The following is a 12,709-nucleotide window of genomic DNA, read 5'->3' as shown; positions in this document are numbered from 1 at the left end:
GTGAGTCGCAAGTTTAACAATTCTCTGTTTGGCGATTCTTCGTCTCGCCAACCTCCTTCCTGGCGACCAACTCGCTTTGATTTGGTCCCGTTTCAATTCAATTTCTTTCTCGCTGTTCCGATCCTCTGTGTTGCTTTTCATTTTCATCATCCCTTTTGAAATTACTTCTGAAACATTCCATCACTTCAGGCACTCCTTTGATTTATAGATCGTCTCCTTTTCTAATACCAAAAAACATTTCTAGCAACTAATTAAAGATAGCACTAAAGCAACACAAAATCAAGGTTTTATCTGGGACCGTGCCCGCACGCCGGGGACGGTCCCTGATAAAACTTTTTATCTCCCCTTCACTGAAATTTCTTGCCACTGCTCGGCTTTGTCGCCATTACTGTGGACAGATGTTTGTTGTTCATTGGAGGTTAACACGCCATTAACATAAACCCGGACTTTTTGTTCCAAAGTGACACTCTTGAAGTCACCGGTCACTTCTTGATGTTGACGCACATTAACATTGTTATTTCCACCATAATTAACATTCACGTTTTGGCGATGATCATTATTGTTGTCGTGATGATGATTTTTGTCCGATTTATTCCAACGCTGTTGCACATCCGAAAGCCAATTTTCCAACTGCCACATTCCTTTTGCTTGCGCTTGTGTTCGATTCCAATTCAAATTACCCCAACCGTCATTGCTCGCCATCGCTAAACCGGGCGTCAGCAAAGAAAAAGCACCTAGGCCAAAAATCGATAATGTCAAAATTTTGCTTGTAATTGATTTCATATAGTCTTTCCTTCTTAATAATGTAACACTACCAGACGACAATTACAAGGGTTGTGACGTAGGGTACATGACGCTGATTGATGAAGAAACATCCCCCGTCGCTCTGATGAGCTATGGGGGATTGATTTTCTTCGCGAAGAAAATCAAAAAAAACCGTTGAACCTCGGGTGAGATTCAACGGCTGAACGAATAAACTTGGCGCACTGACGATCAGCGCGCGACTCCATGGCGCGAATGCCGTGGCGAATCAACGTGATTCGCCAGCAGATTAGGGTGAAACTTCTTCTTCCCATTCTGCTTAACCGGTTCGGCCTTCTGTACCACCGGTTCCGGCTCGGTCTGATTGGCCTCACCGAACTCCGTCCGCATCGCCTCGACCGCTTCGCGCGCCGGTCGGAGTAACTCGCGGTGGAACGCCGCGGCCTTGGTCTTCTCGACCGCCTTGTCGACTACCATGGCCATCGCCTCGACGTCGCGAAGCATCCGCGAGACGAAACTCTTCTCACCGCCCTGGTCGGCAATGAGTCCCTCGAGTAAACCGTAGTGCACTTCCGTGCGCTGGGCCTCCTCGAGAATCTCCTCGGCCTTCTTAAGCAGCGTCGGTCCCATAACCGAGAATTCCGCCGCCTGATCGCCGATCTTGATGACACGGCCGACCAGTTCGGCCACCTTCGCCACCGCGACGTCGGTTTCGGTCAATCTGGCGACCTGCTCGCGGGCACGCGCCAGCTTTTCTAGCTGATAAATCCGATGATTGATCAGCCCTTTCACCCAGCCGTGCACATTCCGCGCCCTCAACGCGTCATGCAACACTCCGGGATCTGCCTCGTCGTCATAGAGCGCTTCGGCCGCACGATCATGGCCGACGGTCTCGAGCATTTCGCCCGCATTCGTGCGGGCTCGCAAGTAGCACGGCTCGATCTCGTCGCGGATCTTTTTGATCAGGTCCGCCAGTTCATCGCGCTGCGCGACGGTCAACTTGGTCTCGGCGACATGAAAGTCGCCGTTGCAGAAGTGACCGTGCTCCATACGATCCAGCATCTGCTCGAACTGCTTCCGCAGTCCGGGCAACGGATCGGCGGGCACAGCCGACTTCGGCGGTACGGGAGGCAACTTTGCCCTCTCGATCATCGCCTTGACAGCACCCAAGCGGACGTTCAGTGCCCCCCGAATCCATTCGGGCAGAGCGTTGTTGCCGGCCACGAACGGTTCAAACATTGCGATGGCCTGCACGTTGGTGAGGACTACCTCACCTTTCAACGCGAACGCTAACGAATATTCGCCAAGGTCTTCCAAAACCCGGGCGGCGTTATCAATCCGCATCCGCGCCGTCTCCGGCTTGATACCGACCAAAAACTGCTGGAGTTCGGCCTGGGTGTCGGCGTCGAGGGCACCCACGACGCCCTGAATGGCGTCGTAGCACTCCTGCCAGCCGATCTGATCGGCCGTTTTCATAATCTTCAAAAACTCGGCGCGAGCGGTGGTGGCCTTAGCGGACAACGTGGCAGTGATGGAGGTCTTCATCGGAAGGTCCTTTCGTTGTGACGGTTCGTATCTCGCCCCGAAGGGTTCGACGTCACGCAGGGTAAATTAGACACGGGTACGAACTACACCGCATCTCTTCGTAAATCCCCACAAGGGGAGTTTGTTAATTGCGAATGATGTCCGCCAGCTGGCGGAGATGATTTCTGAATGATGAAACGCTGAACGACCGAATTCATTCTTCTTAAATCATAAATCATTAATCACAACCAAAAAACTCCCGATATGAAGGACTTACGCCAAATTGTGAAATGGCAGAGAAAATGAGTAACAGGCAATTTTACACCCACTGGAGAATTTTGTCAATAGGAGGGTATTTACCCGCTCTATTTATGGCTCATATTAGCCATTTTATGTAATACAACTTTGTTGTCAGATAAAGACAACCCAATTTTTAATTTGAAATTTGAAATTTTTAATCAATTTGAAATAATTTAATATCATAATTTGAAAACGCTGTTTTCGGTATTTCAAATTTATATCTTTCAAATTGATTTCAAATTAAAAATTTCAAATTTCAAATTAATTATCTTAATATATCAATAACAGTCTATTTTATCGAACTGATTCATAACCCCCCACCACACCTTTTTTTGACAAAACTATCTGCCACAACTGTATCCCCCGCGCGCGGAAACCACCGGCACAAGATAACAGGTAATAACGCCACATGCGATAAAATCTTTCGCTGTATTTGGTCTTGAGTTCCGGCCAATGTTGTTCAAAATTTTTGTACCAGGCCATCAGTGTTTTGTCGTAATCAGCACTAAAGTTGTGCCAATCTTCTACAATAAAATGCCTTTCAACAGCACCAGTAATTTGGTGCATGGAAGGCAATGCAGAATTTGGAAAAATATATTTACTGATCCAGGCGTCAGGTTGCCCTTTCGTTTCATTGCGACCAATCGTGTGTAATAAGAACAGTCCATCATCTTTAAGACACCGCTCCACCACCGCGAAATAATCTTTGTAGTAACGCGGACCGACGTGTTCAAACATTCCCAACGAAACAATTGCATCAAACTTTTCATTCACATCACGATAATCCTGCAAACGATTTTCGACGGTTAGGCCTTTACATAATTTGTTGGCCAATTCGACCTGTTCTTTAGAAACCGTAACGTTTACAACCGACGCCCCATATTTTTCCGCGGCAAACTTTGCAAAACTTCCCCACCCGCCACCGATATCCAAGACGCGCATTCCTTGTTTCAAACCAATCTTTCGGCAAACCAAATCCAGTTTTGCTTCTTGCGCTTCGTCTAAGGTTTGGGCGTCGCGCCAATAACCACAGGTATAGACCATGCGTTTATCAAGCATCGCCTGAAACAAATCATTCCCGGTATTGTAGTGTTTTTCGGCAATTTCAAAAGCCTTATTTTTATGACCGGCCGGGTTAAAATGCAATAAAGTATAAATAACCAAATCCATGCCGATATCCTGACGAACCTTTTTTGCCAAATCACCGCGCAAAATACGATTGATTAGTTCATCTATGGCCTCGCAGTCCCACCAACCATCCATATATGCTTCTCCAAGCCCCAAATTTCCCGACGACGCAACGCGTCGATAAAGACGCTCGTCATGCACCCGTATATCCCATGGTCGATCACCGTCAATTTTTACATCCACACTAGCCAATAATTCTGCTACAAAACCTTTGAGTTTATTTTGTGCCATATGGATTTTATACGCTTAAATTATGCTTTTGCCAAAGTGGCTTGCGGTAACCGCTCACCGGTCGATGGATTGCTGTCGTGATCACTTCCAAGGTGGCCATTTCCCCCTTCGCACAAGGCTACGGAGGACAGGCATGGCTTCCTTGGAAGTGGTTATGGTTCGCGTAACGTTACTACGATTATCAAACCCTAACCCACACCACTTCCGATGAAGTGCCTCCCCCGTTGCCAAGGCTATGGGGGACAGGTCGGCACCACATCGGAAGTGAGAGCGACGACTCAAATTTCTCCTTAACCGGTGAGCGGTTACCTTTACATAATCAATTTTATTAGCGTGATTTTTATTTAATTTCTACAGAAACGCCATACTTACGAATTTCGTTCGCAAGCGTGCTGAATTTGTCTTCAAGATCATCCAAGCCGAAAGGAATCGGCTCAACGGGAAATGGCGATTTTAATTGTACGGTAAGACGCAACAACATGCCCATTTCTTCCGAAACATTCTTGCCAAATTGAGGCGAGATAACGCAAATATCGACATCGCTCCATGGTTTCCAGCCACCGCGCGCGCGAGATCCAAACAACAAGACCTTTCGCACATCAACGCCCTGTTTTTTTACCAAATCACCAAACCTTTGTGCGATTTGAATCGCTTCTTGGTCGGGTTTATTTTCTATAATCATATTATTCGGCCAATAAAACATCCATCAGCCTTTTTGTTTCACCCACCCAGCGACTGACGTATTCAAAAGTAGCCTCTTCGTGCAAACGCAATTTATAATCTTCATAACGCCCGGCGATATTAAATTTTGATATTTCCGCAAGTATATTTTTATCATCATCACTCACACTAACTTTTGCCTCTTCCGCCAACCAGTTTAAATCATGTACTGGTGGAGAGGGAACCTTGTTCACATCGACATAACAAGCTTTTAACGCCTTTTCTAGTGTTAAATGGCAAAAGAAAAGAGTATGCACATAACGTTTTGATGCCATTAAAGCCTCCGCGGTTTTCCACGCTTCTCGCGCCCCTTCTTGCCAATAAATCACTAAATTTTCTTCCGTCATGCGCCAATAATATCGCAAATTAACCCATTAAACAATAGCAAAAAAACCTCAACATTCCGTTGAAGCTTCGACTTCTAATAATGACGAGCAAAAGAATAACGAGAAATTGTATCATAAATCCAAGCTCTTGTCAAGGTTGCGTCGCGATGTTACTTTGTTTTCGTTATGGCTCTCAAAATCGGTATTGTTGGACTTCCCAACGTCGGAAAATCTACTCTATTTAACGCGCTAACTAAGCAGCACGCGCCGGCGGCGAATTTCCCTTTTACCACTGTTGATCCTAATGTTGGCGTGGTCACTGTCCCAGATGAACGGGTTGATAAATTAGCTTCTTTTTTCAAATCGGAAAAAGTTGTTCCGACTGCTATTGAGTTTGTCGATATTGCCGGTCTTGTTAAAGGTGCCTCGGAAGGCGAAGGTTTGGGTAATAAATTTTTATCCCACATTCGGGAAGTGGATGCAATTGTGGAAGTAATCAGATTTTTCCCCGACCCGAATGTTATTCACGTTGCCGGCGGAGTTAATCCGCTAGAAGACGCGGAAACAATTAACACCGAACTCGCATTGGCTGATTTAAAGACTTGCGAAAGTATGTTGGACAAGGCAAAGAAAGATGCCAAAGGCGGAAAAACAGAAGATGTGTTACGCGTCTCCGCACTTCAAAAATTTTACGATGCCCTGTCGGCAGGCGACCCGGCGCGCAGTGTTGAATTAACCCGCGCAGAAATCGACGTCACCAAAGATATAAAACTACTGACGCAAAAACCAATTTTGTACGTAGCTAATTTAGACGAAGAACAAATCAAAGACGCGAACAATATTATTGTTCAGTTCAAACAAAAACATAACGATGTCGTTCCCCTTTCAGTAAAAATTGAACAAGAATTGGCGGAACTACCAGCCGAAGAACAAAAAATATTTTTATCCGAATACGGCCTAACTCATTCCGGAATGGACGATTTAATTACGGCCGGCTATAAACTGCTTGGACTAATCACTTTTCTTACAACCGGCTCGGATGAAACCCGCGCCTGGACAATTATCGATGGTTCAACGGCTCCCGTTGCCGCCGGAAAAATTCATACCGATTTTGAAAAGAGTTTCATTTTTGCCGAAACAATCAACTGGCAAGATTTACTTACGCAGGGCGGATACGGCCCAGCCCGCGAAAAAGGATTAGTAAGAAACGAAGGGAAAGAATATGTCGTCAAGGATGGGGATGTAATTGTGTTTAAGACAGGGCTGTAGAAAAACTCCAAACTCCAAATCCCAATGACCCAGCCTTCGCTAAAGCTTCGGCCGGCAGGCAACAAAATTCTAATTTCTAAAATCCCAAAGAAGTGTCATTTTGGTCATTAAGATTTTGAAGTTTTGTTGGACATTGGGGTTTGGTCATTGGGATTTAAAAGGTTGAGTTACCACTAATCAAGCTTTAATTCCGAATAAATCCCCAAGTCACAATATCCAAGCCCCCTCGTGCTTGCACAATTTAGCCCCTCGTGTTACATTCTAGCGAGTTATGAATCAACTCAAACCATATCTTTTAACGTTGTTAATCCACCCGCAAGCAGACGCGGATGAGAAGCATGAAATCGAAAAATTAGTAAAGTCCTGGCTAGCCGAAAAAGGTGGCGAAATTAAGGATGTAAAAGTGGAAGAAAAACGTCGCGTCGCCTACACCATTGGTCACACCCAACAGGTCGCCTTAATGACCATTATGTTCGAATTTTCCGGTGAAAAACTTAACGATTTGATCGCCAAACTCGGTCGTCAAAAGAAAGTTTTGCGTTTCAGAATGTACCAACGTCCATTTAGAGGCGAAGGTAAAACAATCAAAGATATCCCAACCCGTTCCATGTTACAACAAGCAAGTAAAGAAGCGGCGGCTCAATCCACTCTTCCTCCTGCCGAAAAAGCCCCATTGGCGAAACTTGATGAAAAGATTGAAGAAATCCTGGAAGAAAAGGTACTATAAAATCTAATCATCTTATGTCAAAAGACCTCAACAAAGTTCAGCTTATCGGTCGCCTCACGCAAGACCCGGAAGTCCGTACTACCCCGACAGGATTAACTGTCGCTACTTTTAGCGTTGCTACAAACCGCCAATGGAAAGATGCCGCCGGCGCAACGCAATCGCAAACCGAATATCACAATATTGTCGCTTGGCGGAAATTGGCGGACATTATAAAACAATATCTTACTAAGGGTAAACAAATTTACGTCGAAGGTTATTTGCAAACCCGCAGTTGGGTCGGCACGCAAGACAATCTCAAGCGCTACCGTACGGAAATTATCGCCGATAATATCATTTTTCTCGGTTCTCCAGCGGGTAGCGCGCAAGGACAAAACGCGGCAATCACGGCACCGCATGAAATGAACAACGAAGTTCCCGCGGCACCGACAGAGGTCCCCGTTACGCCGGCACAACCAACAGTTCCCCCGGCAGCCCCGGCAGAAGAAGAAATACGAATCGAAGATATCCCTTTTTAATTAGCACTTAGAATTTTATGAAACCACAAGCACAAGAAAAACCAACCCCGCGAAGATGCGTGTTTTGCGCGGAAGAAATTGCGGCACCGAGTGTAGAGGATGCGGAAAACTTACGCCGTTTTACCAGTAGTCACAGCAAGATTTTACCAAGAAAGAAAACTGGTATTTGCGCCAAACACCAACGCCATTTGGCTCGCGCGATCAAGCAAGCACGGGAACTAGGGTATCTGTCTTATACGGGCCAATAAAGTTTTATCGGTTATTGCTGTAAAGCGAAGCAATAATGTTTTTTGTATATAGTATATTGTATTTAGTATATGGGTTTATTCAGTCTCGATAAATCAATATACTAAATACCAGATACAATATACCTCATACTAGATACGATGACACTTCAAACTCGCAAATTTACCGCAATAAACGAAGCCTTTGCTTGTTTGAATTGCGGTAAGCAAGTCGAAAAAACTAAAAGCAGTTACCGCAACCACTGCCCTTTTTGTTTATGCTCCCAGCACGTCGATGTTTTTCCCGGTGACCGTTTAGAAAATTGTCACGGCATTATGACTGCGGTGGGTTTAACCCAAAAGCACAATGAATGGATTATCACGCACCGTTGTCGAACCTGCGACAAAGAACAAAACAATAAGGTTGCAATCGATGACAGTAAAGACGAGTTACTAAGACTTTTCGCGCCAAACAAGCGCAACTAAACATAGAAAAAGTATATGATATATGGGGTCAACAAGATTTTCTAAATCCATATACTATATACCAAATACAATATACAAGTCTGAAAACAGTTCAGCTAAAAAATTAAACCAAACTCAATTAGAAAAGCTTTTGCTAATTTACCAATGCCCGCACAAACGCCGCTTGGCTCACCGCGTTCCAATTCAACAGCACCATCGCCGATACAAATCCGAGCAACACAAACGCACCCACCCAATACTTCCACGTGTTTGATTTAGGCAACATCACCGTCTCGCGCCGTGGTCCGGGCAAATCAATCCCTTCCAGATCAATTTTTTTATAAGTCCTCCGTTTGTCCATTAGGGCTTGGTAATTAATAAACGCTTTAAGATTATGTTCAATGCGCTTCAAAGACAACTGTCTTTGATTGAACAAAATCTTGAGACGTATTTGACATACGTTGAAAGATTTTTGATTGAGAAGCGGTTGTATTTGGAGATGGATTGGACATAAGATAAGGCGTTTATTAATTATCAAGCCCTTTATTAGACCGGTGCCGGTGTTTCGTCCTCATCTTCGTCTTCCGGACGAGCGGATGCTTGCGTAGCTTGCTCTTCTTGCGCCGCGGCGGCCGTCATAATCGCGCCTTCAATTTCTTTGGCTAATTCCGGATTTTCTCGCAAAAATTGCTTGGCTTGCTCGCGCCCTTGGCCCATTTTTACTTCATGATACAAAACCCAAGAACCGGATTTCTGCAAAACATTAAACCGAACACCCGTGTCCACAATATCCCCTTGGCGACTGATTCCCTCGTTGTACATAATATCGAATTCCGTGGATTGGAACGGCGCCGCCACTTTATTTTTTACAACCTTCACCACAGTACGACTACCGATAATTTTTTCGTCTTTTTTAATTTGCGCGCGACGACGTACTTCCAAACGCACGGAGGAATAAAACTTCAACGCCTTACCACCCGTTGTCGTTTCCGGATTGCCAAACATCACCCCGATATTCATCCGAATCTGATTAATAAAAATAACCGTTGTTTTTGATTTGGCAACAATAGCGGTAATTTTGCGTAACGCTTGACTCATCAAGCGAGCATGTAGGCCCATGTGAGAATCACCCATTTCTCCTTCAATTTCCGCGCGCGGGGTTAAGGCTGCGACCGAGTCGACAACGATAATATCAACAGCATTACTCGAAATTAGCGTCTCTACAATTTCCAGGGCTTGCTCACCATTATCCGGCTGAGAGATTAATAACTCATCCATTTTAACGCCGATTTTACCGGCATAGTTTGGATCCATCGCGTGTTCCGCGTCCACAATGGCCGCAATCCCACCCTTCTTTTGGGCTTCGGCAATCATATGTAGCGCCAGCGTGGTTTTACCGGAGCTTTCCGGACCATAGACCTCGATAATACGGCCACGAGGAATACCGCCGACGCCTAGCGCCAAATCAAGCGAAATTGAGCCCGTTGGAATAACATCAACATCTACTTTTCGTGCTTCCGAAAGAAGCATAATCGAACCATCGCCAAAACGCTCTTTAATCTGCTCGACAGCCAAAGCTGCCGCCTTTGCTCGTTCTGTTTGTAAAGATTTTTTTACCATGTTTTCAATATTTAGCAGTAATTTCCCTCCAATATTCTCCTCTTTTCAGTCCTTCCAAAGTAGCAAAATGATGGAGGATAGTAAAGGATCCGACTTGTATTGAATTTATCCGCTATTCTCCTATACTGACGCCATGGAAACGACCCAAGATCAAAAAACGAAGATCACTGAACTCACCAAAAAATTTCAACTGAAATTGGTGGTTGTTTTTGGTTCTTTTGCGACTGGAAAACAAAGAAAGGACAGCGATTTAGACATTGCCGTTTTAGGCATGAAAGACGTTTTTTTTAAGGAACATGTTGATTTAATCAATGAACTTTCCGCAATCTTCAACAAAGAAGTCGATCTAACAATTTTAAACAAAGCCAATCCGCTTTTGTCGTTCCAAGTAAGCAAAAATCCAATCCTGCTCTATGGCGACAGGCGGGATTTATTAAAATTTAAACTAAATGCGTTCAAGATTTATCACAACTACGCCCCCTTTTTTGAAATGGAAAGAAAACTGAACAAAAAAATTATCTCCACATATGCACGGTAATACAACTTCCAATCAGGAGAATCCCTAATATATTTTAAAACTTCTTTACACCTACTCGTTTCAGTTTTTCTATCTTGTTATAGAAAAACTGAAACGACAATCGCATGAAAAAAATGTACTAAATTTCAGAAAACACCCCCCACTTCGCTAAAGCTTTGTTAATTGACACATCCCCCGTCGCTCTGATGAGCTATGGGGGATTGTTGTCCATTGCGATGGGCAACAAAAAAATCCCCGGGATCCATTGCTGGACCCGGGGACTGACTACTCTCGAAAGAACTGAACTTACCGCGACGCAGACTTACTTACCCGCGTTTCGTTTGGACAAGATCGTTTGAACCTCCTCGTCAGAGAGTTCACCGACTTTGGTCCGCGTTGTGGCCTTCTCTTGCACAACCGCGGCCTTGTCCAGCACATCCGCGCCAGCTTCGCGAACCTCCTTTTCACTGTCTGTTCCTTCGATTTTCAACGACGTGTTGTCGAAGGCATGCAGTGGTTCAATCCGTTCGCCAGAACCGTAATACTCAATCCGTACCGTGTCGCCTACTTCCGTAACGGGCAACTTTTCGGGACAGAGTGAGATACCGCAAGTGAACAGATGCGGGACGCTTTCCAGAACCATGTAGAACGTCGCGTCGCCATTTTGGTTAATCACCGCAACGCGCGACACTTTCCCTTCCAGCGTTTCCACTTTCCGAGAAAGTTCCGGCGCCACTTGCCGACCGGAAACGGGCAACGCTTTCTGAAATGCCCGCAAGGCTTCAAATTGATCCTTGCCAATTCCCATCACCTGGATGTTCGCGACATCCACGATTGCCACCCCTTGGAAGAGATGACTCTCGTTCAGTAATGGCACCACCGAGCACATCGTCCCGTAGATGTTGTAGATCTGCGGAACACTGCCGTGCAGGTGCTTAAACTGCACCTGTTCGTTCTTATTAACGGCATTCACGACTGCCGACTCGGTACTTCCGCTGGCCTTGTAGTACGTCGCCTTTCCAGTGCGAGTATTAAAGTAATACAAACCCACTTGCGACGCGTCTTTGTCATTTACCGACGTGACGCTGACCACAAAGTAGGGCACCCCATCTGAACCAAACACTAACAACGGGTAACCATCGGCCTTGGTTAAGTCCTTGTGACCCCAAATGTCGGCGTTGATCCAACCGAGCGAATACTTCCCGCGGAAATCAACGTACGACTTCGCAAACTTGCGTGGCATCGCACTGTCCACCCAATCGGGAATCTTTCCGACCGGATAGAATTCGGTCACACCGCTGACCGGATCAACGGCAACCACACCAGTCATCTTTTCGCCCCAACAGTAAATGGTCGGTTCAAAAACCGTCACCGTCCACCAGGGTTTGCCAGAGTCGTCGATCTCCAACGTGAAATCGTCCAATCCTTTCGTCGCGAAGCCGTTCCACCACAAGTGCCGCTCGAGGTTGTAACCCCAATAAGCACTGGGGGTGTAGACGAACTTCTTTTCGTCCGGCAACATAACCAGACTAGCTTCGGCGCGCGGATCTTCGTTGTCAACGACAACGTACCCGGGAACGCCTTTTGAGGAACTCCATGCCGAAAAACTGGCATAGTCCAACGGCACAACCGTCACAAACTTCCCGTTGACGAATTGCGCCGTAGCTCCACTTTTCAACAACTGAAACTGGCTCCCGATGGCTCCGCCTTTGCCAAGCTGTTGTTCGGCCAGGGCAATTGCATTTTCCAATGACGCCATCCTGATGTGACGAGGATCTTTCGGCTGGATATCTTGATTCCAAACCTTTTCATCCACGTCACCGATCAGGTTGGCGTACTCGCCAGCCGTAAACGCGGTGCAACCGCGAAAACCACTGAGCACCATCACAGAAACGAGCACGGCCGTCATGTATAGCGGTGCTGTCCGAATCTTTATTGGTTCATCCGGTTGGTCACTGTTACTGATAAGGATGTCAATAACCGGACAAATCACCCAAAGCAAGACAACCAGAATTCCTGGCATGCCCCACCAAGGCCAAACCAGCGATGGAACAGCAAGTGCGAGCATCGGCAGAATCGCAACAAACGCGACCGACGCCATTACACCAGCTGCTTGCAGGCGTTTGGCCGCCAAAAGCGGCAAAACACCGAGCACAGAAACAACGAGTGCCAGAAGCGTAAAGCTGGCCATGAAAACACCTACCCTTCTCTTCAGGTTTTGAAACGGGATGACGAAGTGTCAGAGCCCTAACACCCCTTATTCAGGGACTGAACATCGTTGCATAAATCCAGACACTTGTCAAACGCAAAATTTTCACACC

Annotated in this window: 14 protein-coding genes; 6 read left to right on the top strand and 8 right to left on the bottom strand. The window is 46.0% G+C overall.

Annotated elements, in window-relative coordinates:
• Nucleotides 1-336 precede the first annotated feature (336 nt).
• From Q7S57_03745 to Q7S57_03725, 5 genes are all read right to left on the bottom strand, one after another.
• A complete protein-coding gene (locus tag Q7S57_03745) occupies nt 337-783 on the bottom strand; it encodes a hypothetical protein (GenBank protein ID MDO8512361.1) in 447 nt (148 codons plus the stop codon).
• Between the two features lie 210 nt (nt 784-993).
• Nucleotides 994-2,307, bottom strand: a complete 1,314-nt coding sequence (locus Q7S57_03740) for a hypothetical protein (GenBank protein MDO8512360.1) — start codon at nt 2,305-2,307, stop codon at nt 994-996.
• 573 nt (nt 2,308-2,880) lie between these two features.
• Entirely contained in the window at nt 2,881-4,005 is a 1,125-nt protein-coding gene (gene cfa, locus Q7S57_03735; protein MDO8512359.1) for a cyclopropane fatty acyl phospholipid synthase, read from the bottom strand.
• Between the two features lie 340 nt (nt 4,006-4,345).
• On the bottom strand, nt 4,346-4,687 hold the full coding sequence (locus Q7S57_03730; GenBank protein MDO8512358.1) for a nucleotidyltransferase domain-containing protein: 342 nt from the start codon (nt 4,685-4,687) through the stop codon (nt 4,346-4,348).
• Nucleotide 4,688: 1 nt separating this feature from the next.
• Nucleotides 4,689-5,072 carry a HEPN domain-containing protein gene (locus Q7S57_03725; protein ID MDO8512357.1) on the bottom strand — a complete coding sequence of 128 codons (384 nt, stop codon included), beginning with the start codon at nt 5,070-5,072 and terminating at the stop codon, nt 4,689-4,691.
• 165 nt (nt 5,073-5,237) lie between these two features.
• On the opposite strand from Q7S57_03725, the gene ychF reads away from it, so the two are divergent.
• The 5 genes from ychF to Q7S57_03700 all read left to right on the top strand — a co-directional run bounded on the left by ychF (nt 5,238) and on the right by Q7S57_03700 (nt 8,272).
• The gene (gene ychF / locus Q7S57_03720) at nt 5,238-6,320 is read left to right on the top strand and encodes a redox-regulated ATPase YchF (GenBank protein MDO8512356.1); all 1,083 of its coding nucleotides are present in this window, start codon (nt 5,238-5,240) and stop codon (nt 6,318-6,320) included.
• A 271-nt stretch (nt 6,321-6,591) separates the two neighbouring features.
• On the top strand, nt 6,592-7,047 hold the full coding sequence (locus Q7S57_03715) for a 30S ribosomal protein S6 (protein MDO8512355.1): 456 nt from the start codon (nt 6,592-6,594) through the stop codon (nt 7,045-7,047).
• A gap of 14 nt (nt 7,048-7,061) precedes the next feature.
• On the top strand, nt 7,062-7,562 hold the full coding sequence (locus Q7S57_03710; GenBank protein ID MDO8512354.1) for a single-stranded DNA-binding protein: 501 nt from the start codon (nt 7,062-7,064) through the stop codon (nt 7,560-7,562).
• 17 nt (nt 7,563-7,579) lie between these two features.
• Nucleotides 7,580-7,810, top strand: coding sequence for a 30S ribosomal protein S18 (rpsR, locus tag Q7S57_03705; GenBank protein MDO8512353.1), 231 nt, complete (start codon nt 7,580-7,582; stop codon nt 7,808-7,810).
• A 138-nt stretch (nt 7,811-7,948) separates the two neighbouring features.
• Complete coding sequence (locus Q7S57_03700) at nt 7,949-8,272, top strand: RNHCP domain-containing protein (protein MDO8512352.1); 324 nt, start codon at nt 7,949-7,951, stop codon at nt 8,270-8,272.
• Nucleotides 8,273-8,405: 133 nt separating this feature from the next.
• Here the strand turns inward: Q7S57_03700 and Q7S57_03695 are convergent, their stop codons facing one another.
• Together Q7S57_03695 and recA are read right to left on the bottom strand one after the other, a co-directional pair.
• Entirely contained in the window at nt 8,406-8,612 is a 207-nt protein-coding gene (locus tag Q7S57_03695) for a hypothetical protein (GenBank protein MDO8512351.1), read from the bottom strand.
• Between the two features lie 185 nt (nt 8,613-8,797).
• Nucleotides 8,798-9,871 (bottom strand): recombinase RecA, encoded by a 1,074-nt coding sequence (recA, locus tag Q7S57_03690; GenBank protein ID MDO8512350.1) that lies wholly within the window; start codon nt 9,869-9,871, stop codon nt 8,798-8,800.
• A 133-nt stretch (nt 9,872-10,004) separates the two neighbouring features.
• Here recA and Q7S57_03685 point away from each other — a divergent pair, with 133 nt between their 5' ends.
• Nucleotides 10,005-10,409, top strand: a complete 405-nt coding sequence (locus Q7S57_03685) for a nucleotidyltransferase domain-containing protein (protein MDO8512349.1) — start codon at nt 10,005-10,007, stop codon at nt 10,407-10,409.
• A gap of 301 nt (nt 10,410-10,710) precedes the next feature.
• Here the strand turns inward: Q7S57_03685 and Q7S57_03680 are convergent, their stop codons facing one another.
• The gene (locus Q7S57_03680; protein ID MDO8512348.1) at nt 10,711-12,579 is read right to left on the bottom strand and encodes a hypothetical protein; all 1,869 of its coding nucleotides are present in this window, start codon (nt 12,577-12,579) and stop codon (nt 10,711-10,713) included.
• Nucleotides 12,580-12,709 lie beyond the last annotated feature (130 nt).

The organism is bacterium, from assembly GCA_030647555.1.
Lineage (GTDB): Bacteria > Patescibacteriota > Andersenbacteria > UBA10190 > CAIZMI01 > CAIZMI01.
This window is presented reverse-complemented; position numbering and strand designations above follow the sequence as displayed.